Source organism: Sulfuricella sp. (assembly GCF_035531155.1).
Taxonomy (GTDB): domain Bacteria; phylum Pseudomonadota; class Gammaproteobacteria; order Burkholderiales; family Sulfuricellaceae; genus Sulfuricella.
Window position 1 is genome coordinate 57,555 of sequence record NZ_DATKTK010000056.1, and the last position, 24,799, is coordinate 82,353.

Below are 24,799 nucleotides of genomic sequence, written 5' to 3' on the forward strand. Positions count from 1 at the left end.
TCTTGCGCGGCTAGTCTGGTCAGCATGAAGAAATATGCCGAGCATCGCCTAATCGAGGGCTAATTAAAATCTTCCGGAATGCCGCGTCAAATCTGACTTTTGGCGCGGTCGATAGTGTTTTTTACGCGTGTCCAATCTTCAATCTCAACCAAGGAATAAAAATGAAACAAATGTCGCACTTTGCACGAAAACTTTTCCTTTCCACTCTCATGGCTACCGCCATTAGCATGCCTGCAATTGCCACACAGGCGGCGCCTGCACCCCAGATCCGGATCGACGTCCCGGTCGCGCTAAAACAGGCGAAGGTCGTTTTCAACCTGGACCATGCCGCATTTAGCGGCGATACCCCTATCGGCCTCAAGCACATGACCCTGATGCTCGAACGGTTCAAGCAGGCCGGTACCGAATCGAGCCTGGTTGCTGTTTTCCACGGCGATGCAGGATACATGCTGCTTAACGACGAGGCTTACAATGCTGCGCGCAAGACCAGAACCGGTAACCCCTACAAGGGCATGGTCGAAGACCTGATCAAGCAGGGCGCCCAGATCGAGGAATGTGTTGTTACCATGAAAGCCAATATGTGGGTCAATGAGAACCTGCTGCCCGGGGTGAAGGTGAATTCCGGTGCGCTTGGACGGATCGTGCAATTGGTGCAGGAAGGTTACGTGATGATCCAGCCGTAGGGAGGCTGGGAATGCTGACAGTGAATCTGGGTCCCCTCCCAGTGCCGATCACCCTGCTGCTGCTGATGGGGGCTCTGTTTGTTGCGGCGGGGACAGGCCGCCTGGCCGGGCGTGGTCAGCAAACGGGCATAGGCAATATCTTGACCGACATGTTGATCGCGGCTGTGCTGGTGGCACGCATCGCCTTCGTTGTCATCTGGTTCGACACTTATCGCGGCATGCCCTGGTGGTCCATGCTCGATATCCGCGACGGCGGCTTCACCCCGTGGGCCGGGATGGCGGCGGCATTGCTGGTGGCGGTCTGGCGGGGCTGGCGCCGCGCGGCACTACGCAAACCGCTGGCCTTGGGACTGGCGGCAGGGGCGCTTGCCTGGGGAGCGATGTTCGGTGCGATACTCATGATGGACAATACGGCTCTGCCCAAGGTGTCGTTGACGACACTTGCGGGCGAGCCGGCAGACCTCGCTGCGCTGGCTGCCGGCAAGCCCATGGTCGTCAATTTGTGGGCCAGCTGGTGCCCTCCCTGCCGGCGCGAAATGCCGGTGCTCGCCGCCGCGCAAAAACAGGAAACGGGAGTGCGCTTTGTCTTTGCCAACCAGGGCGAAGATGGGACGACGGCCCAGCACTATCTCACCGCCGCTCGACTCGATCTTGCCAACGTTCTACTCGACCCCGGCGCCGGCATTGGCCGCGAGGTCGGCTCGATGGCGTTGCCAACCACTCTTTTCTACGACGCCCACGGACGGCTGATCGATACCCACCTGGGTGAGCTATCGGCCGCCTCGCTGGCGAGTAAATTAAACCAGCTGCGCTCGCGCACTAACCTCTCAAATAAGGAGTAAATCACCAATGATTAAAAAACCATTCGTTCTGTTTGCCGTTTTGTTTGCCTTGCTCGGCATGACCCTGGGTGCACAGGCGAAAGACTGGCCGGCACCGATCAAGGCGCTCGAAGCCCAGGGTGTCGAGGTGATAGGGACCTTTGCTGCGCCAGGCGGGCTGACCGGCTATGCAGGCATGATCGAGCAACAGCCGCTGGCCATCTACCTGACCGCCGACGGCAAACAGGCGATCATCGGCTCCATGATCGACGCAAAAGGGGTAAACCTGAGCCAGGAACCGTTGGACAGGCTGGTCAGCAAACCCATGACCGTGAAAATCTGGAAGCAGCTTGAGAAGAGCGCCTGGATTGCCGATGGCAGCAAGAATGCCCCGCGTGTCATCTACACTTTTACCGACCCTAACTGCCCCTACTGCAACAAGTTCTGGAATGATGCCCGACCCTGGGTCAAGGCCGGCAAGGTGCAGTTGCGCCACGTCATAGTTGCCATCCTCACGGACACCAGCGCGGGTAAGGCGGCGGCCCTGCTCTCTGCCAAGGATCCGCAAGTTGCCCTGACCCAGCACGAACAACAGCATGCCAGTGGTGGCGTCAAGCCCTTGGCCCAGATATCGGCAACAGTTCGCGTGCAGCTCGACGCCAACCAGAAATTGATGCAGCAACTCGGGGCCTCTGCCACCCCGACCATCTTCTACAAGGACGCCAGCGGCAATCTGCAAAAGATACAAGGTGCGCCATCGGCAGAAATGCTGACCAAAATTCTTGGCCCGCGCTGAGCCTGCCTGGTGGTTTGATCAGACCTTCCCTAATGCGAGCCAGGATGCCCCGCTTTTGCCTCCATCAACAGATGGGTGATTTCCGCCGCCGAATGCACGCCCAGCTTTTCCATCGTGTTATGGCGGTGCACCTGGACGGTCTTGTCGCTGATTGCCAGCTCGCGGGCGATGATTTTGTTGGGCTTGCCGGCGGCCATCAACTCCGCCACCTCGCGCTCGCGCGCGGTCAAAGTCGCCAGAGCGGTTTGTGCTGTGCGGGTTTGCGTACTGATCCGGCACTCCTCAATGCTGCGCTGCACCGCGCGCGTAACCGCATCGAGCAATACCTGATCCTTGCACGGCTTTTCGATAAAATCGCAGGCACCGGTTTTCATCGCCTGCACGGCCATGGCTAAATCACCGTGGCCGGTCAGAAAGATGATGGGTAAGTGTACGCCATGCTCTTTGAGCGTTTGTTGCAGTTCCAATCCGCTCATCAGGGGCATGCGCACGTCGAGAACCAGGCAGCCCGGCACATGCCCGTTGTAACGGTCGAGAAAGTCATGCGCCGACTCGAAAGTCGCCACACGCCATCCCGCCGAATCGAACAGATAAACCAATGAGCGGCGCATCGCCGCATCATCGTCGACCACAAACAGCACCGCATCGCGTTCGTTCATAGGCCTCCCTGTGATTCTTCCCTCGGCAGGCTGAACCATACTGCCAGCCCTGGATTGTCGTCATTGGCCATAGCCGACAGCGTTCCCCCAAGCGATTCGATAATGCTTTTGCTAAGCGACAAACCCAAGCCGAGGCCCTCGGGTTTGGTGGTGAAGAACGGTTCGAACAGGCGTGCGAACTGTTCGGGCTTAAGCCCGCAACCGGAATCGCGTACGGTGATGAGATAGGCGCTGGCTTCCACCCGGAACCGCACCTCGATCGGCTCCTGCGCATGGCCGGCGGTCTGTTGCGCATCCAGCGCGTTTTTCAGCAGATTGAGCATGACCTGCTGGATCTTCACGGGGTCGGCCATCACCTTGGCCGGTTGTGTCGCGTCGGGTTGCCAAATAACGCGCGCTTGTGGATGGGTGCCGGTGAAAAGGGCGATGGCTTCTCCCAGAACCGCGATCAGATCGACCGACTTCTGTTCGGATGCTCTTTTTTGGGCGAAAGCGCGGATGTTCCGAATGATGCTTGCCGCCCGCTCGCTTTGCGTGACGATTTCGTTGGTTCCGTCCAGCAAGGGCGCCGGCTCCAATCGACCTGCTGTAATGCGCCGCGCCATGCCGCGGGCGAAGTTGCGGATCGCCGCCAGCGGCTGGTTCAACTCGTGCGCGATCGCGCTTGCCATTTCGCCGAGGATGGCCAGTCGCGCAGTATGGTCGAGCGTGGTTTGTCGCAAGCGCGCTTCTTCTGCCATGCGGCGCTGTTCCTCCTGCGCGTCGCGCAGCGCGCGCGTGCGCTGACTCACCAGGTGTTCAACGCGCACGGTATGCACTGCCCAGACGACCAGTAAGGCCAGAATCAGCAGCATCCAGCCCCAATAGCGCCGCAAAACTCCCTCGAAGGTCCATTGGCGCAAATAGGCATAGGGGCCGATTTTCAATTCGCGGAACAGCTCGTCGACAACCTGATAATCGGCGGGTACTGCCCAACTATAGCCATCCGCGGTACGCGGCATTGCCAGTAAAGCGATGGCCACTTGCTTGGACAGTTCCGCCGGGGTATGCCGTAAGGCGGCAATCGGCCAGTCGGGGTATAAGCGTGACGATGTTTGGCACTGGAAGCCCTGGGTGGCGATCGGCGCCAGCACACGCAACTCCCCGGCGCCAATCTCGCCGCTGCGGATCATCTGCTCAAGCAGGCAGGTGCGAATGATGCCGGCGTCGGCTCGGCCTGCATGAACCGCATGCACGATTTTTTGAATCGGGAAACCCGTAAACTGCAGATCGGCCAGATCATGCGCGGGATCGACACCGGCTTCCAGCAATTCGCGTGCAGCGATCTGGTATCCCCCGAACGCATCCGGATCAACCGCCAGCACATGTTTGCCGGCCAGATCCGCCAATGTGTGCAAGTGGGCACCGTTGCGCACCACGATGGCCGATCCGATCGATTGCCTTGGCGACAGGGCCCAAGGCGACTCGATGGTCGCGATGCGACTGGCGCCATCGCTATGTTCGAGGGCGACATAGTGGCCGCTATTGGTGATGACGAAATCAATGGTCCGTTCATGCACCGCACGCGTCAGCCCGGCCTGGTCGAAATCAAGCAGAATGAAACGATGGTCCGGAATGGTGGCTACAAGCCAATTCCTGACATAGGACCAATCTTCCTGTACCGCCTCGGCGCCTTTATATGCCAGGACACCGATCCGCACCGTAGTCGCATTGCTTGCATCCGCAAGGGATGCCTGGAGCAGCAGGGCCACGCCCATCAAAAAAACGCCAAGCCGGTAGAGCGGTCGCAGAAAGAGCATGTCTTGTATTATCGGCTTATCAAACTCGACTGTAAAAAGGCGCAGGATTATTCAATCCTGCGCCTTTTTGTTTTTTGCGGCTAGGCTAAACGCTGACGGCTTTTTCGCTGTTCTCGGCAAATTCGAGATGGACATTCTCCTGCTCATCGACATCCACCACTACCTTGCCGCCATGGGCCAGTCGGCCGAACAGCAGTTCATCCGCCAACGCCTTGCGGATGGTGTCCTGAATCAGCCGCGCCATCGGTCGCGCACCCATTGCCGGGTCGAAGCCATGCTTGGCCAGATGATCTTTTAAGGCATCGGTAAACACGGCCTCCACTTTTTTCTCGTGGAGCTGTTCTTCCAGCTGCATCAGGAATTTGTCCACCACTCGCAGGATGACCTCGCGGCTGAGCGGCGCGAAGGAAATGGTGCCATCCAGGCGGTTCCTGAATTCCGGACTGAATAACCGTTTGATCTCCGCCATTTCATCGCCTTGCTGCCGCGCAGTAGTGAAGCCGATGTTGCTCTTGGTCAGCGATTCGGCGCCGGCGTTGGTGGTCATGATGATGATTACGTTGCGGAAGTCCGCCTTGCGGCCATTGTTGTCGGTGAGCGTGCCGTGGTCCATTACCTGCAGCAGGATGTTGAAGATGTCGGGGTGGGCTTTTTCGATTTCGTCGAGCAGCAGCACCGCATAAGGGTGTTTGGTGATCTGCTCGGTCAGCAGGCCGCCCTGTTCGAAGCCGACATAGCCGGGCGGGGCGCCGATCAGGCGAGATACCGCGTGCCGTTCCATGTATTCGGACATGTCGAAGCGGATCAGCTCGATGCCCAAGGTATAGGCCAACTGCCGCGCCACTTCGGTCTTGCCGACGCCGGTCGGGCCGGAAAACAGGAAGGAGCCGATCGGCTTGTGCGGATTGCCGAGGCCGGAACGTGCCATCTTGATCGCGGAGGCGAGCGCATCGATGGACTTGTCCTGGCCGAATACCACGGACTTGAGGTCGCGGTCGAGGGTCTTGAGGGCGGAGCGATCGTCGCTGGAAATGCTCTTCGGCGGGATGCGCGCGATCTTGGCGATGATTTCCTCGATTTCCTTGTTGGTGATGGTCTTCTTCTGCTTCGATTTCGGCTGGATGCGCTGCGCAGCCCCGGCTTCATCGATCACGTCGATGGCCTTGTCGGGAAGGTGGCGGTCGTTGATGTAGCGCGCTGACAGTTCCGCCGCCGTGGTGAGCGCTGAGGCCGTGTACTTGACGCCGTGGTGGGCCTCGAAGCGCGATTTCAGGCCGCGCAGAATGGCCACGGTTTCCTCGACGCTGGGCTCGGGCACATCGATCTTCTGGAAACGCCGCGACAAGGCATGATCCTTTTCGAAGATGCCTCGATACTCGTTGTAAGTGGTGGCGCCGATGCAGCGCAGCTGCCCGGAACTCAGTGCGGGCTTCAACAGGTTGGAAGCGTCGAGCGTGCCGCCGGAAGCGGCACCGGCACCGATCAGGGTGTGGATCTCGTCAATGAACAGGATGGCGTGCGGATCCTCGGTGAGCTGCTTCAGTACCGCCTTGAGGCGCTGTTCGAAATCGCCGCGGTATTTGGTCCCAGCCAGCAGCGCGCCCATGTCGAGCGAGTAGACTGTGCTCTCGGCCAGCACTTCGGGCACTTCTCCCTCGACGATGAGCCGCGCCAGCCCTTCTGCAATGGCAGTCTTGCCGACGCCGGCCTCGCCGACCAGCAGAGGGTTGTTCTTGCGGCGGCGGCACAGGGTTTGAATGGTTCTCTCCAGTTCAAGTTCGCGCCCGATGAGCGGGTCGATCTTGCCAGCCAGAGCCTGGGTGTTGAGGTTCTGGGTAAAGTTGTCCAGCGCACCGGCGGGAGCGGCTTCCTGCTCGGCTTCCTGCTCCGGATCCTGGCGCGGTACATTGCCTTCCGGTACCTTGCTGATGCCATGAGAGATGTAGTTCACTACGTCGAAGCGGGAAATGCCTTGCTGGCTGAGGAAATACACCGCATGGGAATCCTTCTCGCCGAAAATCGCCACCAGCACGTTGGCGCCGGTCACTTCCTTCTTGCCGGAGGATTGGACGTGCAGGATGGCGCGCTGGATCACGCGCTGAAAGCCCAGGGTGGGTTGCGTGTCCACTTCGCCCGAGCCGGCTATGGTGGGAGTCTGGGTGGTGACGAAGTCGGCCAGGATTTTGCGCAGCTCGTCGATATCTGCGGCACAGGCGCGCAACACCTTGGCCGCGCTGGGGTTGTCCAGCATGGCCAGCAATAGATGCTCCACGGTAATGAACTCATGGCGCTTCTGGCGCGCTTCCATGAAAGCCATATGTAAAGAGACTTCAAGTTCCTGTGCGATCATTTCAATTTTCCTCCATCACGCATTGCAGCGGATGTTGATGCTGCCGGGCGAATGCCACGACCTGTTCGACCTTGGTTGCGGCGATGTCCTTGGGGTATACCCCACATAGGCCGGCGCCTTCAGTATGTACTTTGAGCATGATTTCCGTCGCTTGTTCGTGGGTCTTGGAAAAATATTGCTGTAGAACCTCGACGACAAACTCCATCGGAGTGAAGTCATCGTTCAGCAGTACCACGTTGAACAGAGGCGGGGACTTCAGCCTGCTTTTTACCGTTTCCAGTACCGGAGTTTCTTGACGCTTGCTACCCATTCTCTTCCTTTAAGCATACTAGAACCATTTTGGCGCTGGCAGTGAATTTTTCAAGTACCCCAAGGGGGAGATGAGGAAAAATAACGACCCTCTGGACGCTATGGAAACGCTGATTTATTTGCTCCGTTCGGGCTGAGCCGTGAGCTTGTCGAACGGTCGAAGCCCTTTCTAACATTATGATTTACCAAGCATGCCCTTACGATAGGCTCAGGGCGGACCGATTTAATCAGCGCCTCCCTATGGTTTCTTGGTGAGCTCGGCATGTTCGGCGCGCAATGCCTTGAGTCGCGCCTCTGCAATGGAAAGTTGGTAGAAATCGCCGTCGCCCGCCTTCAAGCCGAGCTGCAGCTGTTCGATGGCAGCGACCAGATTGCCTTGGCGAGTATAGGCTTCGGACTGCGCCTGGTGAGATAGCAGCATCTTGCCCTGCATGGCGTAGCCTTGCGCCTGCAATTCGTAGAGCCGGCCGTCGTTGGGGAAGCGGCGCAGCCGGTCGCCGACCAGCTTCAGTGCATCGCCGCTGCGGCGGTTCTGCAGCAGAGCTTCGGTATAGCCATACACCAGCGCTCGGTGATTTGGAAAGCTTTTCAGGGCTGCCTGATACTGGGCGAGGGCGGCCCCTTGCGGGCCGGCGGCAGTCTTGATCAGAGCACTCAGGTTTTCGATAATTGCGTTGGGCGCAGTGGTTTTGCGCAATTGTGCCAGTTCCTGCTCGGCGCGCGTGGTCTCCTTGGCACGTAGCAGGGCCGCTGCCAGGCCGTAGCGGCTGGCGGCTTCGCTGCTGTATTTTTTTTCGCGCAGCGCTTCCTCGAAGTGGGCGATTGCTTGCTGCGGCGATCCTTCGTCTGCGCGCAGTTTGGCGCGCACCAGCTGAAATTCCAGGCTGTCCGGAACTTGGCGAATGGGCGTGTTTTCCAGGCGGTTCTGCAGGTCGGCAATGCGTTCGCTGGTGATCGGGTGAGTGCGCAGGTATTCCGGCGCGTTATTTTCGTACAACCGGTTGAATTTTTGCAGCCGTTCGAAGAATGAAGCCGCTCCGCGCGGGTCGAACCCGGCCTGGGTCAGCGTCTGCAGGCCAATGCGGTCGGCCTCGCGCTCGTGCTCGCGGGTGAAGTCGAGCTGGGTCTGGATGGAAGTCGCTTGCGCCGTCGCCATGGCGGCATTGGCCATTTGTGGATTGGAACGTGCAGCCAGGATTGCCACCGCCAGCGCGGCGAGTGAGGTCATCGTGCTTTGCTCCTGTTTGGCGATGATGCGAGCCAGGTGGTGCTGCGTGACGTGGGCGATTTCGTGGCCGAGCACGGCAGCGAGCTCGGATTCGCTCTGTGCCGCGAGTATCAGTCCGGTGTGCACGCCGATAAACCCGCCAGGCAGGGCAAAGGCGTTCAGGGTGCTGTCGCGAAGTACGAAAAATTCGAAATCCTGGCGATTCCCTGCACTGGAGGCCACCAGTCGGTAGCCGAGGTTGTTGAGATAGTCGGTCAGTTCGGTATCGTCCACCAGGCTGCGGTCATGGCGGACGTCAACCATGATGGCCTCGCCGATGCGGCGCTCGGTTTGCGGGGAGAACCCGCTTTGCGATGCCTCGCCCAAGTCGGGCAGGCCATCGGCCAACACGCCCGGCATGGTCAGCAGCGGGATGAGCAGGGCTAGTAGTCCGTTCCGCCAAACCGAAGACATGAAACGGCGTCTTTTCCCGCCATGCGTCGTTGCATCCCCTTGCCGTATACCCCATACGGCGGCGAGTCTGCGCCTAGCCTGGCGAAAAAATCCATCCGTTTCATTTGTCCCCGTTTTGGTGGAACGGACTACTAGGTGGCGTAAATTCATGGTGCTATGATAATCGCTTTAAAATATAAGTTCATTATTCAGGTGCCAAAAATGAGCGGATTCTCCCATTTTGACGAGGCTGGGCAGGCGCATATGGTGGGTGTGGCAGAAAAGCCGGAAACTCGCCGCATCGCCCGCGCTGCCGGCAGAATTACCATGCAGCCCGCCACTCTGAAGCTGATTCTGGAGGGTGGGGCCAAAAAGGGCGATGTGCTCGGCGTCGCTCGCATCGCTGCGATCCAGGCTTCGAAGCGCACCTCCGAATTGATACCCTTATGCCATCCGCTCGCGCTCACCAAGGTCGGCGTGGAGTTCAACGTGGACGAATCCAATACGGCGATCGAGTGCATCGTCACGGCGGAAACCCTGGGGCGCACCGGCGTCGAAATGGAGGCGTTGACTGCTGCGAGCGTCGGTTTGCTGACGATCTACGATATGTGCAAGGCGGTGGATCGTGGCATGCATCTGGATGGCATCCGCCTACTGGAGAAGCAGGGCGGCAAGTCGGGCCACTGGGTGGCGGCGGAATAATAGTGGATAGGCAGGGAGTTCACGCTCTGGAACTTGTGGGGCGGTTGCGTAGTCTCTTGTAAGATAGGAGTAACGGGAGTTGGACATAACTAAAATTATGTACGCATAAATATAAAGTAGTTGTAGATTGGCTGCTTTTTGGTATATTAGCGGACTATGATTTTGTTGTTGAAGGGAAATATCGCCATGTTTGGATCCAATATGTTTGGCATCAAGGAAATTGATGTTGCTGGGTTGCGCTCCCTGTTGAGCGAGAAAAAGAATCTCGCCCTGGTGGATGTGCGCAGTGATAATGAAGTCGCTTACGGCGTGATCGAAGGTGCGCTGCACTTGCCCTTGCACCTGTTGCCGATCAAGGCTGACGAACTTGACAAGGATGTCCATACCATCTTTTATTGCCGTTCCGGCGCGCGTTCGGCGCAGGCCTGCGCTTTCATGGCGGCCAAGGGGCACGACAACGTGTATAACCTGCAGGGTGGAATTATGGCCTGGATGCAGTCCGGTCTGGCACTGGCCAAGGCAGCTTGATTTTTGTCAGTGGATAGTCGCGGCTGTTGCAATTTACCCTTATCTATATTATAAAATCCTTTTTTACATCTAAACCCACACTTAAGGAGACTAAGAAAAATGAATTTCGATAAAGAATTGGACGCCAGCGGCCTTAACTGCCCCCTGCCTATCCTGCGTACCAAGAAGGCTCTCGCCGAATTGACTGCCGGTCAGGTGCTTAAAGTGGTTGCCACCGACCCGGGTTCCGTCAAGGATATGCAGGCCTTCGCCAAGCAGACCGGCAACGAGTTGCTGTCTTCTGCCGAAGTAGGCGGCAAATACCAGTTCTTTCTCAAGAAGAAATAATTTAAGAATAGTTTGAACAAATAATAACTATCTACAATTCGGAGGCAACGAAAATGGCGAAGAAGCTTGCAATCATCGCGACCAAGGGCACGCTGGACTGGGCTTATCCCCCTTACATTCTGGCTTCGACCGCCGCGGCGCTGGGTTATGACGTGCAAATATTCTTTACTTTTTATGGTTTGCAATTGGTGCGCAAGGATACGGGCTGCCTCAAGGTCAGTCCGCTGGGGAATCCCGGCATGCCGATGAAGATGCCGTTCGGTCCGAAGTGGTTCAGGGGGATCAACTGGAATATTCCCAATATTATCCAGGCGAATATTCCCGGTTTCGAGTCGCTGGCAACCGCACTGATGAAGCAAACCATTGCCAACAACGGCGTTGCGACCATTTCCGAACTGCGCGAGTTGTGCCAGGAGGCTGAGGTGAAGTTCCTCGCCTGCCAGATGACCGTGGAACTGTTCGGCTTCGAGCACAGCGATTTCATTGACGGGCTCGATTACGTGGGCGCTGCGTCGTTCTTCGAGTTTGCCGGGGAATCGGATATCTGCCTGTACATTTGATGTATGGCAGCAGGTTGAGCTGAGGTAGACAAAAAAGGGCAGGCGATATCGCCTGCCCTTTTTTGCTTTTTAAAGTGTGAGATGAAACATGGCGTTAGTACGCGGCTGTAATTTTCCCGATGACCTGTATTACAACGTGGACGATAACGTGTGGGCTCGGCGCGAGTCTGACGGCACCGTTGTCATCGGCATGACCCCCTACGGTTGCGCACTGTCGGGTGAGATCGTGGCCTGGACGGCTAAAAAAGTGGGTCGAGCGGTCGACCAGAACAAGTCCACCGGCACCGTTGAGTCGGGTAAATGGGTCGGCCCGGTCAAGGCACCCGTCAGTGGCGAAATTATTGCCGTCAACGAGGCGGTAATCGCTGTGCCCAGCACGATCAACACCGACCCCTACGGAGCCGGTTGGCTGGTCAGGATGAAACCTTCCGACTGGGTCGGGGAGTCGGGCTTGTTGCTGAGCGGGCAGGCTGCGGCTGAGGCGTTCGAGGCCAAGATGCAGACGGAAGGTTTCCCGGGCTGCGCATAATTGTTGCCTGTCGACTGCATTTCTTTACCGCAAGGGGCGCAAAGGAACGCGAGGTAACCCATGAAACTTGTTTTTCCTTTGCGTACTTTGGCGTCCTTCGCGGTTAAATGTTTTGTTGAGCTGCATTATGGAGCGCGTCATGTTTAACGGCAGCGGCAGTTGGCTGAACATTGCGGCAAAGATCGAGCCACTGGAAGGTATTTCACTGGATGCCGCCCTGGTCGGGGAAATGCAGCGCGCCGCCGGTACGATGGACGCCATCGACTTCTACACCCCAAGCTTCAAATCCTACGCCACATCCGAAATCGCCTCCTGCAGCAAGAGCGCCTGGCCGGCGGTTTCCATTACCGGGCCGGATTGCAAATTGCAGTGCGACCATTGCAAGGGCAGGATTCTCGCCAGCATGATTCCGGCCCGCACCCCGGAAGAATTGTGGTGCGTAGCCAATCAGCAGATCGAGCACGGCGCTCGCGGCATGCTGCTGACCGGGGGTTCCAACCACCGCAACGAAGTCGAGTACGATCCCTACTATTCTACTATCCGTCGCATCAAAGATGCATTTCCGGAATTCAGGATCGCCCTGCATACTGCGCTGGTGGACAGGGATATGGCGCAACGGATGGAAGACAGCGGCATCGATGCCGCCATGATGGACGTGATCGGCGCGCAGGAGACCATCACCCAGGTCTACCATCTGAAGCGCAGCGTGGACGACTTCGAGCGATCGCTGGAAAATCTGGTGGCGACGCGCCTCAAGGTGGTGCCGCACATCGTGTTGGGGCTGCATTACGGCCGCTTTCTTGGCGAACGGGTCGCGCTGGAAATGCTGCGCCGCCACAAACCGTCAGCGGTAGTGCTGGTGGTGGTGATGCCATTCTACGCACTTGTCCACAAGCCGTTCGGCGTGCCTGACAGTCTTGAAGTCGGCCGTTTTTTTCTCGACGCGCGGCAGGCCTTGCCGGATATCCCGTTGCTGCTCGGCTGTGCACGTCCGGCAGGTCAGGCCAAGGCCGAGATCGATGCCTATGCGCTGATGGCCGGCTTGAACGGTATCGCGCATCCTGCCGACGGCATGGTCGAACTGGCGGCGCGGCTCGGCCGGAAGGCGCGTATTGCCTCGGCCTGCTGCTCGATGGCAGTGGGTGGCGAGATGGTGACAGAAAGCGGACTATGGGCAAAACCTGGCGCGTCATCGATACCGGCCTGAGGCCGGCGGCAGAGAATATCGCCCTCAACCGCGCCCTGCTTGAAGCGCGTCAGGCCAGTGAAATCCCCAATACCCTGCGTTTCCTGCGCTTCCGGCCAAGCGCGCTGCTCGGCTATCACCAGAGCGCGGAGCAGGAGCTCGATCTCGATTACTGCCGTGCCAACAATATCGCCGTGCAGCGTCGCATCACCGGTGGCGGGGCGATCTACTTCGACGAAACCCAGATCGGCTGGGAACTCTACCTTACCAAAGATACTCTCGGCTGCGCCGACATGGCGCAGATTGCTCGCCGCATCTGCGAAGCGGCGGCGCGGGGAATTTCTGCCCTGGGCGTCGAGGCGAGATACCGGCCGCGCAACGACATCGAGGTGGAGGGAAAAAAGATTTCCGGAACCGGCGGCGCGTTCGAGGGCAATGCCCTGATGTACCAGGGCACGCTGCTGCTACGGTTCGACGTGGAAAAAATGCTGCGCGTGCTGCGTATCACGGCCGAAAAGCTTTCTGACAAGGTAATTTCTTCGGCGCGGGAGCGGGTGACGAATTTGGCCGATCTGCTCGGCCAAGTGCCCGACCTTGAGACGGTCAAGGCGGCACTGACCGGGGCATTCGCCAAGGAATTCGGCGTTTCCTTCGCCCCTGGCAATCTGGCTGCGGTAGAGTTGGCGCGCTATCAAGATGCGCTGGCCGAGATCGATCATCCGGACTGGGTCAACCTGATCGACCGTTCGGCAGCGGATATGTCGATCCTGCAGGCATCGCGCAAATTTCCCGGCGGCCTGCTGCGGGTGTGCCTGGCGTTCGATGCGCGCGCCGGTCGCATCAGGCAAGTGTGGTTCAGCGGCGATTTCTTCGTCAGCCCGAAGCGCGCGGTGGCCGATCTGGAAGCGGCGCTGCGCAACGTTCCGTTGGATGGGGTCGAAGAACTTATCAGGTCGTTTTTCGCGCAGCAGCAGGCCGACCTGCTGATGCTGACGCCGGAAGATTTTGCAGCGGTGATCCGGCAAGCGGCGGCGTGATGGATGGTCGGCAAAAAGTGGATGTGCTGGTGGTCGGCCTCGGGCCGGCTGGCGGCGCGGCGGCACTGGCTGCAGCGCAGGCCGGATTGCGCGTGGCCGCGGTGGAGCGACGGAAGGAAATCGGAGTGCCGGTGCAGTGTGCCGAATTCATTCCCTTACCGCTGGCTCGTTACGCTGTGCCCGAGGGCGTGCTGCAGCAGCGCATTCAGGGCATGGTCAGCTACCTGCCCTCGGGGAGGATGGAAAAAAGCGATTCTACCGGCCTGATGATAGACCGCGCCGCATTCGATCAGGCCTTGGCGCGGCAGGCTAAGCAAAGCGGCGCCAAACTGTACCTGAACAGCCGCCTGGTCGGGCTGGATAGTGCGGGTTCGTCGGCTATCGCCGTTACGTCGCAGGGCGAGATAGGCTTTGATTACCGGCTACTGGTCGCCGCCGACGGGCCGTATTCCTTCGTGGCGAGGTCGCTCGGCTTGCCGCAGCAAGAAACGGTGCATACCCGGCAATATACCGTGCCGTTGCTTGAGGCCAGCGAGGAGACTGAAATCTGGTTGTCGCCCGACTACCCCGGTGGCTATGCCTGGCTGTTTCCCAAGGGCAGGGTGGCCAACCTCGGTCTCGGCGTGGACAAGCGTTATGGCAGTGATCCTAAAGCCTTGCTGGATGCGCTTCACCGCAAGCTTGTTGTCGAGGGCAGGGTGAGAGAGGCCATCCTGCGCCGCACAGGCGGGGCAATCCCGGTGAGCGGCCTGCGCCGGAATCTGGTGGTGGGAAACGTGCTGCTCGTTGGCGATGCGGCCGGACTGACGCATCCCATTACCGGTGCGGGCATCGCCGCCGCCGTGGCGTCCGGCGAGCGTGCCGGGCAGGCTGCTGCAGCCTGGTTGATCGGGTGTGAAAAAAATTCATTGATGGATTTTGAAAATGATATTCGCGACCAGTTCGGCGCCTGCCTGGAGCGGGCAGTGGCACGCCGGGCCTGGATCGGACAGAATTGGCGCACTCCTGCGGCAGATGCGGACAGGATTCACCGGCGTGGCTGGGTCGCTTTTCCGGAATATTTTGATGAGGGTCAATTTTGAAAAAGCTGTTCACCGCAGAGGCGCAGAGACGCAGAAAAGATCAACGTAAGGGGAAGCCAGGAAAGCAATGCCTTTCTCTGCGCCTCCGCGCCTCTGCGGTAAATCTTTTTTGGCTCCAGCTTGGCTGGCTCAGGATAATGACATGACGCCCGCAATGCGCTCACCCGAGTACGTCCAGATGAGCACGGCAGCCGCCATCACGCTCGGCGTGGTGCCGGGCCGCATGTATCGCACCGACTGCACCCATTGCCTCAACCTGCTGTTGACCTATCCCGAGGGCTGCCGCGCCAATTGCGCCTATTGCGGTCTGGCGCGGCATCGCGAAGAGACGCGCGATTATGTCGACCGCAACTTCATCCGCGTGGATTGGCCGGCGCTGCGCTACCGGGAGGTGATGGCACGCGTCCAGGCAGGCGGGGATAAGGGACGGTTCCAGCGCATGTGCATTTCCATGATCAGCCACCCCGACTCGAACCGCGATACGCTCGCGCTGCTGGAGTTGTGGGTTGCTGCTCTGCCCGATATCCCGGTTTCCATCCTCTCCAATCCCACCACCATGGAACGCGACGATCTGGTGCGCCTCAAGCAGGCTGGCGCAGATATCTTCACCGTGGCGCTGGACGCCGTAACGCCGGAAATCTTCGAGCGTACTCGAGGCAAGGCCGTGGATAGCCCGCACCGCTGGGAGAAATACTGGCAGGCGATAGGCTGGGCGGCGGAAATCTTCGGTCCGGAAAAATTCGGGGCACACCTGATTTGCGGCATGGGGGAAACGGAGCGCGAACTGCTCGAAGTCGTGCAACGCATCAACGGCATGGGTGGCCATAGCCATTTATTTGCCTTCTTCCCCGAAAAAGGTTCCTTGATGGAGGATTGGCCGGCCTGCGGTAAAGCACAATGGCGGCGCGTGCAGCTTGCCCGCTACATTATTGACTATGCCGGCGGTAATTTTCGTTACATGGAATTCGATGCGTCGGGGAGGGTGGTTGATTTCGGCATCGCCGAAAGCGAAGTGGAGCAGATCATCAATGCAGGCACCCCGTTCCGTACCTCCGGCTGCCCCGGAAATGAATCTGCCGATGTTTCGGCCTGCAACCGACCCTATGGCGACAGCAATCCAACTGACATTTTGTCATATCCGTTTAAGTTGAATCCGGAAGATATTGAAATCGTTCAACTTCAGATGAAGGGTGAAAGGGTAAAACCATTTCAGGAATAAACCGGGTTGTTGCGAAAAAGCAACAAAAATTTTCATTTAATAGATTGTTTTAATGGGATAAATAGACCATTAGGAGGGGCTAATATGCTGAAATACCAAAAAGTATTTGAGACATGTAACGGTTTGTGACATATTCCGATCATGGTTAGCGATAGATCTGGATTGGGTTATCAATCCAGATCAAAGAATCCATCCTGGCCGGGCATAAGAATTTACCAATCGATTAACGGAGGGCATACAAAATGAAATTAAAAGCACTGGTAGGAGTTCTGGCTGTTGCGGGTCTGGCGATGCCAGGGATTGCTTCTGCAACCAACGGTTATTTTTCTCACGGCTACGGCATGACTGCCAAGGGGATGGGCGGCGCCGCAACTGCGATGGCCAAGGATGCCATGGGCGGCGCGAACAACCCGGCCAGCATGGCGTTTGTCGGCGACCGTCTGGATGTCGGTATTGACTGGTTCAGCCCGAAGCGCAGTGCAAATCGGACTGCTTCCCTAGGGAACGCGAACAATGGCGATTATGAGAGTTCAAGTAATGATTTTCTTGTGCCAGAGTTTGGTTACAACATGATGCTGGGCGAAAAAATGTCGCTGGGCATTTCGGTTTACGGCAATGGCGGCATGAATACCGATTATCAAGGTGCACAGTTATCAACACAGAATTGTGGCTTTCCTGGTGGTGTTGCGGCTAAAACGCAAAACTTGCTGTGCGGTTCTGGCAAGCTTGGCATGAATCTGGAGCAATTAATTGTTGCGCCTACTTTTGCCTATAAAGTGAATGCCAGTAACTCTATCGGCGTATCCCCCTTGTTTGTCTATCAGCGTTTCAGCGCTGACGGGCTTGACGCCTTCGGGGGACTTTCTTCGGATGCAACAAGGCTCTCGAACAAAGGACATGACTCTTCCACCGGTTGGGGAGTCAGGCTCGGCTGGCAGGGCAAGGTAACGGATACCGTGACCTTGGGCGCAACCTATTCACCGAAAATTGACATGAGCAATTTCAAGCGCTATGAGGGCTTGTTTGCAGAACAAGGCGATTTCGATATTCCGATGAACTGGAATCTGGGCGTGGCATTCAAGGCTACTCCGGACATAACCATCGCACTGGATTATCAACATATTGATTACTCTGGTGTCAAATCGGTTGCCAACTCCGGAGTTTCCGTTATTGGGACGCCAGGTACAGCGCCTTGCGCACCAGCGCCATTTGGTTCCGGAACAAATGTGGGTGATGCCAGGTGCATGGGTGGTAATGCTGGTTTGGGGTTCGGATGGTCTGATGTTGATGTCGTGAAATTGGGTGTCGAGTATAAGTACAACGACGCACTGACTTTGCGCGCCGGTATCAATCATGGTGACAACCCGGTCAAATCCGGTGAGCAGACCTTCAACATTATCGCTCCCGGTGTAGTGACGGATCACTACACCTTGGGCGCGACCTATGGCGTAACCAAGGATTCTGAAGTAACGGTTGCCTATATGCATGCTCAAGAGAAGTCTGTTTCCGGCCCCACAAATCCTAACTTCCCTGTTGGTGGTACCGAAACCATCAAGATGTACCAAAACTCTCTGGGTATCGCTTACGGCATGAAGTTCTAATTCAGGCTGTTGGCTAGAGGACTTTCGTGAAGTAAGCTAAAAAGGGCTGGAGGTGAGAAATCACTTCCAGCCCTTTTTATTTAAAACCAGAAAATTGATTTATGGAGGCAACATGAATGGAGTTCTGAAGAAGCTTGTTCTCGCAACCCTGGCCTTGGGTTTGAGCATGGGCGCCGCGCTGGCGGACGATCTCAAGCCTTTCGTTTTGGCATCCAAGGGCGCGGGCACGGTGGCGGACAAGGCGGCGGCAGCCAAGACTGCATTGCAGGCGAACGGCTTCACCATCGCCGGCAGCTACTCGCCCTATCCTGAAACCACGATCATCGTGGTCACCAACGATGAAATGAAAACCACCGCGGCAAAATCCGAGAACGGCGGTTTTGGCGCGGCTCAGCGCGTTTCGGTGACCAAGGTTCATGACGAGGTGCAGGTTTCCTATACCAACCCGACCTACATGGCCAACGGTTACCGTATGGCGGGCGATCTGCCGCAGACTTCGGAGAAGTTGAAGGCCGCCCTGGGCAAGGTGGAGGAGTTCGGCGCCAAGGGTCTGAGCGCTTCCAAGCTGCGCAAGTACCACTATATGTTCGGCATGGAATATTTCGACGAACCGGTGATCCTGGCTGAGTACGGCAGCCATGAAGAGGCCGTGAAGGCGGTCGAGGCCAATCTGGCGGCGGGCAAGGGCGGTTGCACCAAGGTCTACCGCGTTGACGTTCCGGGCAAGAAGGAATCCGTGTTCGGCGTGGCCATGAAGGGCGGCGACAAATACATGGACGACAAGTACATCATGAGCATCGTTGATTTCGGCGACCTCAAGGCCTCCGCGCATCTGCCCCATGAAATGCTGGTTACCGGCAACCAGGTGATTGCGCTGTATGGCCGCTTCCGCATCGCACTCGATTTCCCCGACCTGAAAATGTCCGGGGCAAACAGCTTCATGAAGATCATGGAGTCGCCTGAAGCGATCCGCAAGGCCATGGTGGCGGCGGCAGGCGGCAAGGAATAACAGCAACAATAAGCCGGAAACGGCGTAATAAGAAGAATTGGCCCCGCTTCGGCGGGGTTTTTCTTTGTGAGTCCGGCACGCAGTTATTGAACCACAGAGACACAGAGGACCAGAGATAATTCAAAGGAAAAGACAGGCGCTTGATCACCCTGCGGGAAAACGCTTAGTTGCTCCCATCTCTTGTTTTTCTCTGTGCCTCTGTGTCTCTGTAGTGAACGGCTTTTTTAGGTTTAATCGCTATCCCGAATTCCGCTTTGCCCCATCAAAACTACTCATTATTACCCGAGTTTGGCAAGCTGTGCCTTAAGTTTTTCCAGCGTAGCGCCGAAGTTCTCCAGCCGTTCTTTTTCCTGTGCAACCACAGTTACAGGAGCCCGTGCGACGAAGCTCTCGTTGCCGAGCTTGGCCTGTGCCTTGGTGATTTCCCCTTCAAGCCGGGCAATTTCCTTGGCCAGTCGTGCCTGCTCGGCTTCCTTGTCCACTTCGATCTTGAGCATCAGGCGGATGTCGCCGACCACTGCCACGGGTGCATCAGCTACCGGCAATTCACCCTGTACGATAGCCACTTCGGAAATTTTCGCCAGCGCCTGAATGTAGGGGCCCAGGGTGGCGATGTCGCCCAGTGCGATTAGCGGAACCTTGAGTGCTGGGGAGAGGTTCATCTCGCCGCGTAGCGTGCGACAGGCGTTGATGATTTCCTTGAGTAGCGCGACTCGTCCGGCGGCAGCTGCATCGACCCGGCTCAGGTCAGCGTCAGGGTAGGGCTGCAGCATGACGCTCTCGCCATTTTTACCCGCCAGCGGGGCGACTTTCTGCCACAGCTCTTCGGTGATGAAGGGGATGATCGGATGGGCGAGTCGCAGCGTGGCTTCCAGCACTCGCACCAGGGTGCGGCGCGTGGCGCGCTGCTGGGCATCGTTGCCGCTGGCGATCTGCACCTTGGCGAGCTCCACGTACCAGTCGCAGTATTCGTCCCAGACGAATTCGTAGATGGCCCGCGAAGCCATGTCGAAGCGGTAGGAGTCGAAAGCCTCGGCCACTTCCTTCTCGGCCTGTTGCAGGCGGCTGATGATCCATTTGTCCACGTCCGAGAATTCCAGGGGCAGCGACTCGTCCTGGCCGCAGTCCTTGCCTTCGGTGTTCATCAGCACGAAGCGGGTGGCGTTCCACAGCTTGTTGCAGAAGTTGCGGTAGCCATCGCAGCGCTGCAGGTCGAACTTGATATCGCGGCCATGGCTGGCGAGGCTGGCGAAGGTGAAGCGGATCGCATCGGTGCCGAAGGCGGGGAAGCCGTCCGGGTAGTCCTTGCGCGTCTGCTTGGCGATGGATTCCGCCTGCTTCGGGTTCATCAGGCCGGTCTGGCGCTTGGCGACCAGCGCTTCCAGGGCGATGCCGTCGATCAGGTCGATCGGGTCGATCACGTTGCCCTTGGACTTGCTCATCTTGTTGCCGTGGATGTCGCGCACCAGCCCGTGCACGTAGACTTCCCTGAACGGCACCTGGCCGGTGAAGTGCTCGGACATCATGACCATCCGGGCGACCCAGAAGAAGATGATGTCGAAGCCGGTCACCAGCACGCTGGAGGGCAGGAACGTTGCAAGCTCTGGCGTCTTGTCCGGCCAGCCCAGGGTGGAGAACGGCCACAGTGCGGAGGAGAACCAGGTGTCGAGCACGTCTTCGTCCTGGCGGAGCGGCTTGTCCGGGCCGGCCTGTTTCTGCGCCTCTTCCAGATTGCGCGCGACATGGATATTGCCATCCTCGTCGTACCAGGCCGGGATGCGGTGGCCCCACCACAGTTGGCGGGAGATGCACCAGTCCTGGATGTTCTCCAGCCACTGGTTGTAGACGTGGGCCCAGTTTTCCGGCACAAATTTCACTTCCCCGTTGGCGACCACTTCCAGGCCGCGCTGGGCGAGGCCCTCCATCGCCACATACCACTGGTCGGTGAGCAGAGGTTCGATGATGGCATGAGTGCGGTCGCCGCGCGGCACCATCAGCTTGTGTGGCTTGGTTTCAACCAGCAGCCCCTGGGCTTCTAGGTCGGCGATGATCTTCTTGCGCGCCTCGTAGCGGTCCAGCCCCTGATATTCGGCGGGCGCCAGATCGTTGATTTTGGCGTCGAGGGTGAGGATGTTGAGCGGCTCCAGATGGTGGCGCAGGCCCACCTGGTAGTCGTTGAAGTCGTGTGCCGGGGTGATCTTGACGCAGCCGGTGCCGAATGCCGGGTCGACATAGTCGTCGGCGATGATCGGGATGGTTCTTTCGCACAGCGGCAGACGCACATGCTTGCCGACCAGGTGCCTGTAGCGTTCGTCGTCCGGATGCACCGCCACGGCCATATCGCCGAGCAGGGTTTCGGGGCGGGTGGTGGCGACGACCAGCGCTTCGCTGCTGCCCTCGACCGGGTAGCGGATATGCCACATGAAGCCGTCTTCTTCTTCAGCAACCACTTCCAGGTCGGAAACCGCGGTCAGCAGCACCGGATCCCAGTTGACCAGGCGTTTGCCGCGGTAGATCAGGCCCTGGTTATGGAGTGTGACGAAGACCTCGGTCACCGCCTTCGACAAGCCTTCGTCCATGGTGAAGCGCTCGCGCGACCAGTCGCAGGATGCGCCGAGGCGGCGCATCTGGCGGGTGATGGTGGAGCCGGATTCTTCCTTCCAGGCCCACACCCGCTTGAGGAATTCCTCGCGGCCGAGATCGTGGCGCGATACGCCCTGTGCATCCAGTTGTCGCTCCACCACGATCTGGGTGGCGATGCCGGCGTGGTCGGTGCCCGGCTGCCACAGGGTGTTCTCGCCCTTCATCCGATGGTAGCGCACCAAGGTGTCCATCAGGGTGTCCTGGAAGGCGTGGCCCATGTGCAGGGTGCCGGTGACGTTGGGCGGCGGCAGCATGATGCAGTAGGCGGGCTTGCCGGACTTGTCGACCTTGGTGGCGGCCCCTTCGACGTTGCTCTGGGCAGGCTTGAAATAGCCGCGGGATTCCCACAGCGGGTACCAGTGCGCCTCGATGGCAGCGGGTTCAAAACTTTTGGCGAGTTCCATGGTTTGGAATTTCTTGGAGTAACGGGAAAGGCGGCAATTATACCTGTTTTCCCGGTCGAGGCGGACCGGCGGTCAGGCCTGGTCTGGGTCTTCTTGTGCGCCGTGGGGTGGGGTGCCGAGCCGTTGTTTGAGTGCTTCGCGCACGGCATGCCGGATATGTTCGCGTGAATGGTCGAGCAACTCGATCAGGGCGCGGGCCAGGGTGGCGGTGAATTCCATCGCAATGCGATTTTCCAGTTCCTGCACCATGGATTCCTCGATTTGGCGCAGGGCTTCTTGGTCACGAGAGATGTCCGCGATTGGGTCGCCTGTGCTGGCTGGCTCGCTTGCCGCGACCTCGATGTGGAGCGGAGGCTTCCCGTTACCGGCTGTTGTGGCTTCGTTTGCCTCCGTAGCGGGTACGGCTTCAGTTAGAACCGGGATGGTGCTGTCTTCGGTGATGATTTCTGTCAGGACGGGAATCGCCGCCCGGGCAGCTTGTGCCTCAGCCGACGCGAGATCTTGCTGCGTGGGCGCACCGGTGCGATGGCGGGTGAGCAGGGCATCTATTTTTCCGAGTACGTCGGGCTCGCCGTTGGCGGGATCCATTTATCTGGCCTTGTTTCCAATGTCATGGGAATGAATTTCGTAGCCGCGGTCCCGATAGAAGCGGAAGCGCTCGCGCGCTGCAGTGCGGTCATTTTCTTCCGTGCTGACGATCTCGATCAGCCGGTGGAAGCGGCTGAAGAACAGGGGCTGCTCGGTATGAAGATTGAGCAGGATGTCGTCGTGTGCCAGCATGTCGGCATTATGGTCAACGATGACCGGGGTGACCGGGGCAAGGCTATCCGAGGCGCGGCAATGGGGGATGAAGCCGACGGCGGGCGTGCTCCACAGCAGCTTGTCCATTTTTTCCGTGGTTGCGGCGTCGGGAGTATAGACCATGACCCGCAACCCGCGCTCCACGGCCTTGGCGCAGAGCACGCAAGCGGTGTGGTATTTGTCGGCGGCGTGAGTGTAGAAGTCGATTTGGGTCATATCAAAACAAGTGCCTTTTACCATTGTACCTTCCCCCTTTTAGGGGGAAGGTTAGGATGGGGGTTCAGATGCTGATTCTCACGCGAAACTTCCCACCCCCACCCTAGCCCTCCCCCTAAAAGGGGGAGGGAATATACGTTGAGAAAGCGCCCTTCACCATCGCCCATTCTCCCCGGAGGGGAGAAGGTTGGGATGAGGGGTGGTTACTCAATTCACCTTACATTTATTAATCAAAAAATGCACCAGCAGTGCCACTGGTCGCCCGGTTGAGCCTTTGTCCTTGCCGGATTTCCAGGCAGTACCGGCAATGTCCAGGTGCGCCCAGTCGTATTTCTTGGTGAAGCGCGACAAAAAGCAGGCGGCAGTGATGGCGCCGCCAGGGCGGCCGCCGATATTGGCCATGTCGGCGAAGTTGCTCTTCAGCTGCTCCTGGTAATCATCCCACAGCGGCATGTGCCAGGCGCGGTCGACCGCGTACTCGCCGGCATGCAGCAGTTCGCGGGCAAGGGCGTCATGGCTGCTGAACAGCCCTGAGGCATGGTTACCCAGGGCGATGAGGCAGGCGCCGGTGAGGGTGGCGATATCTACTACCGCCTCCGGCTCGAAGCGTTCTGCGTAGGTGAGCGCGTCGCACAGGATCAAGCGGCCTTCTGCATCGGTATTTAGCACTTCGATGGTCTGTCCTGACATGCTGGTGACGATGTCGCCAGGCTTGTTGGCATCACCGTCTGGCAGGTTCTCTGTGGCCGGTATGATGCCCACCAGATTGATCGGCAGCTTGAGTTGGGCCACCGCCTTGAACGTACCGAGCACGCTGGCCGCGCCGCTCATGTCGTACTTCATTTCATCCATTTCGGCGGCGGGTTTGAGGGAGATGCCGCCGGCATCGAAGGTGACGCCCTTGCCGATCAGGACCACCGGCTTTTGTTTTTTATTGCCCTGGTAGTGCAAAACAATCAGCTTGGGCGGTTGGCGGCTACCGCGTGCTACGGAAAGCAGTGAACCCATTTTCAGGGCTTCCATGTCGTTCTGCTCCAGCACTTCAATCTTGAGCTTGTAGGTTTTTGCCAGTTCCTGCGCCTGCTGGGCCAGATAGGCGGGGGTGCAGATGTTGCCTGGCAGGTTGCCGAGGTCCTTGGCCATGTTCATGCCATCGGCGATCGCCTGGCCTTGTTTGGCCGCTTCTTCACCGATAGCGAGTTCGGTGCGGCGCGGCACGTTCAGGACGATACGGCGCAACGGGCGGCGCATCTCTTCCTGCTTGCTTTTCAGGCGGTCGAAGCGGTAAAGCCCTTCCATTGCCATCAATACGGCCTGCTCGACTTTCCACGCGGTGTCGCGGCGCTTGACCGGGAGTTCGGTGAGGAAAACCGAGGCTTCAAGTGACCCGGACTCATTCAGGGTTTTGATGGCTGCGCGGACCGCATCGCGATATTCCTTGTCTTTGAACTCACGTTCCTTGCCCAGACCGACCAGCAATACCCGGTCGCACAGAGTGTTGGGGACGTTGTGCAGCATAAGTGTAGTGCCGGACTTTCCTTCCATGTCGCCGCGGCGGATAATGTCGCTCAGGTAATGGTTGGAAATCTGGTCGATCATCTCGCCGGCCAGTGCAAGCTTGCGTGGCTCGAATACGCCGACCACGACGCAGGCGGTGCGCTGTTTTTCCGGGCTGCCGCTTTTTATGCTAAATTCCACTTTTTGCTCCTTCTTGATGCCTGCCTGTGTATCAGGCTTTATCCTTAAAACGGCGATTAACCACGAATGCCAAAAGTAGGCGCCTCCAGGCGACACGAATGTTCACGAATAAACACGAATGGTTAGAGACAAACATCGTGTAACCAAACAGTTGAATCAGCTAAGCTAGGCTAATCTACT

Annotated in this window: 23 protein-coding genes; 14 read left to right on the plus strand and 9 right to left on the minus strand. The window is 58.3% G+C overall.

The features are described from left to right. The first annotated feature begins 161 nt into the window (after window positions 1-161). The 3 genes from VMV64_RS12680 to dsbG are packed head-to-tail and all read left to right on the plus strand — an operon-like array spanning window position 162 to window position 2,300. Complete coding sequence (locus VMV64_RS12680; RefSeq protein WP_325330869.1) at window positions 162-683, plus strand: DsrE family protein; 522 nt, start codon at window positions 162-164, stop codon at window positions 681-683. 11 nt (window positions 684-694) lie between these two features. Next, complete coding sequence (locus tag VMV64_RS12685; protein ID WP_325330871.1) at window positions 695-1,525, plus strand: TlpA disulfide reductase family protein; 831 nt, start codon at window positions 695-697, stop codon at window positions 1,523-1,525. A 7-nt stretch (window positions 1,526-1,532) separates the two neighbouring features. Further along, window positions 1,533-2,300 (plus strand): thiol:disulfide interchange protein DsbG, encoded by a 768-nt coding sequence (dsbG, locus tag VMV64_RS12690; RefSeq protein ID WP_325330873.1) that lies wholly within the window; start codon window positions 1,533-1,535, stop codon window positions 2,298-2,300. A gap of 29 nt (window positions 2,301-2,329) precedes the next feature. Here dsbG and VMV64_RS12695 read toward each other — a convergent pair whose 3' ends face one another. The 5 genes from VMV64_RS12695 to VMV64_RS12715 all read right to left on the minus strand — a co-directional run bounded on the left by VMV64_RS12695 (window position 2,330) and on the right by VMV64_RS12715 (window position 9,098). Continuing rightward, entirely contained in the window at window positions 2,330-2,959 is a 630-nt protein-coding gene (locus VMV64_RS12695; RefSeq protein ID WP_325330875.1) for a response regulator transcription factor, read from the minus strand. Further along, window positions 2,956-4,758 carry a sensor histidine kinase gene (locus VMV64_RS12700; RefSeq protein ID WP_325330877.1) on the minus strand — a complete coding sequence of 601 codons (1,803 nt, stop codon included), beginning with the start codon at window positions 4,756-4,758 and terminating at the stop codon, window positions 2,956-2,958. The genes VMV64_RS12695 and VMV64_RS12700 overlap by 4 nt, the downstream gene beginning before the upstream one ends. An 85-nt stretch (window positions 4,759-4,843) precedes the next feature. Continuing rightward, on the minus strand, window positions 4,844-7,108 hold the full coding sequence (gene clpA, locus VMV64_RS12705) for an ATP-dependent Clp protease ATP-binding subunit ClpA (RefSeq protein ID WP_325330879.1): 2,265 nt from the start codon (window positions 7,106-7,108) through the stop codon (window positions 4,844-4,846). A gap of 1 nt (window position 7,109) precedes the next feature. Beyond that, window positions 7,110-7,418, minus strand: a complete 309-nt coding sequence (gene clpS, locus VMV64_RS12710) for an ATP-dependent Clp protease adapter ClpS (protein WP_325330881.1) — start codon at window positions 7,416-7,418, stop codon at window positions 7,110-7,112. Window positions 7,419-7,655: 237 nt separating this feature from the next. Then, window positions 7,656-9,098, minus strand: a complete 1,443-nt coding sequence (locus VMV64_RS12715) for a M48 family metalloprotease (RefSeq protein ID WP_325330883.1) — start codon at window positions 9,096-9,098, stop codon at window positions 7,656-7,658. 201 nt (window positions 9,099-9,299) lie between these two features. Here VMV64_RS12715 and moaC point away from each other — a divergent pair, with 201 nt between their 5' ends. From moaC to VMV64_RS12770, 11 genes are all read left to right on the plus strand, one after another. Next, complete coding sequence (gene moaC, locus VMV64_RS12720) at window positions 9,300-9,779, plus strand: cyclic pyranopterin monophosphate synthase MoaC (protein WP_325330885.1); 480 nt, start codon at window positions 9,300-9,302, stop codon at window positions 9,777-9,779. A gap of 186 nt (window positions 9,780-9,965) precedes the next feature. After that, window positions 9,966-10,307 carry a rhodanese-like domain-containing protein gene (locus VMV64_RS12725; protein ID WP_325330887.1) on the plus strand — a complete coding sequence of 114 codons (342 nt, stop codon included), beginning with the start codon at window positions 9,966-9,968 and terminating at the stop codon, window positions 10,305-10,307. A gap of 99 nt (window positions 10,308-10,406) precedes the next feature. After that, window positions 10,407-10,634 carry a sulfurtransferase TusA family protein gene (locus VMV64_RS12730; RefSeq protein WP_325330889.1) on the plus strand — a complete coding sequence of 76 codons (228 nt, stop codon included), beginning with the start codon at window positions 10,407-10,409 and terminating at the stop codon, window positions 10,632-10,634. Window positions 10,635-10,687: 53 nt separating this feature from the next. Beyond that, window positions 10,688-11,194, plus strand: a complete 507-nt coding sequence (gene dsrE2, locus VMV64_RS12735; protein WP_325330891.1) for a sulfur carrier protein DsrE2 — start codon at window positions 10,688-10,690, stop codon at window positions 11,192-11,194. An 88-nt stretch (window positions 11,195-11,282) separates the two neighbouring features. Then, window positions 11,283-11,723, plus strand: a complete 441-nt coding sequence (locus VMV64_RS12740) for a glycine cleavage system protein GcvH (RefSeq protein WP_325330893.1) — start codon at window positions 11,283-11,285, stop codon at window positions 11,721-11,723. Between the two features lie 139 nt (window positions 11,724-11,862). Next, window positions 11,863-12,930, plus strand: coding sequence for a radical SAM protein (locus VMV64_RS12745; protein ID WP_325330895.1), 1,068 nt, complete (start codon window positions 11,863-11,865; stop codon window positions 12,928-12,930). Further along, window positions 12,894-13,946, plus strand: coding sequence for a lipoate--protein ligase (locus tag VMV64_RS12750; protein WP_325330897.1), 1,053 nt, complete (start codon window positions 12,894-12,896; stop codon window positions 13,944-13,946). Before VMV64_RS12745 ends, VMV64_RS12750 begins: the two co-directional genes overlap by 37 nt. After that, window positions 13,946-15,028 (plus strand): geranylgeranyl reductase family protein, encoded by a 1,083-nt coding sequence (locus VMV64_RS12755; protein WP_325330899.1) that lies wholly within the window; start codon window positions 13,946-13,948, stop codon window positions 15,026-15,028. Before VMV64_RS12750 ends, VMV64_RS12755 begins: the two co-directional genes overlap by 1 nt. Window positions 15,029-15,170: 142 nt before the next feature. Further along, the gene (locus VMV64_RS12760; RefSeq protein ID WP_325330901.1) at window positions 15,171-16,247 is read left to right on the plus strand and encodes a radical SAM protein; all 1,077 of its coding nucleotides are present in this window, start codon (window positions 15,171-15,173) and stop codon (window positions 16,245-16,247) included. 242 nt (window positions 16,248-16,489) lie between these two features. Further along, window positions 16,490-17,848 carry an OmpP1/FadL family transporter gene (locus tag VMV64_RS12765; protein ID WP_325330903.1) on the plus strand — a complete coding sequence of 453 codons (1,359 nt, stop codon included), beginning with the start codon at window positions 16,490-16,492 and terminating at the stop codon, window positions 17,846-17,848. 112 nt (window positions 17,849-17,960) lie between these two features. After that, entirely contained in the window at window positions 17,961-18,857 is an 897-nt protein-coding gene (locus tag VMV64_RS12770) for a hypothetical protein (RefSeq protein WP_325330905.1), read from the plus strand. A gap of 278 nt (window positions 18,858-19,135) precedes the next feature. On the opposite strand, the gene VMV64_RS12775 is transcribed toward VMV64_RS12770, so the two are convergent. From VMV64_RS12775 to VMV64_RS12790, 4 genes are all read right to left on the minus strand, one after another. Continuing rightward, window positions 19,136-21,904, minus strand: coding sequence for a valine--tRNA ligase (locus VMV64_RS12775; RefSeq protein WP_325330907.1), 2,769 nt, complete (start codon window positions 21,902-21,904; stop codon window positions 19,136-19,138). A 72-nt stretch (window positions 21,905-21,976) separates the two neighbouring features. Further along, window positions 21,977-22,492, minus strand: a complete 516-nt coding sequence (locus tag VMV64_RS12780; RefSeq protein ID WP_325330909.1) for a hypothetical protein — start codon at window positions 22,490-22,492, stop codon at window positions 21,977-21,979. Further along, window positions 22,493-22,921: a DNA polymerase III subunit chi gene (locus VMV64_RS12785; RefSeq protein ID WP_325330911.1), complete on the minus strand. Its 429-nt coding sequence runs from the start codon at window positions 22,919-22,921 to the stop codon at window positions 22,493-22,495. Window positions 22,922-23,128: 207 nt separating this feature from the next. After that, complete coding sequence (locus VMV64_RS12790; protein WP_325330913.1) at window positions 23,129-24,619, minus strand: leucyl aminopeptidase; 1,491 nt, start codon at window positions 24,617-24,619, stop codon at window positions 23,129-23,131. Window positions 24,620-24,799 lie beyond the last annotated feature (180 nt).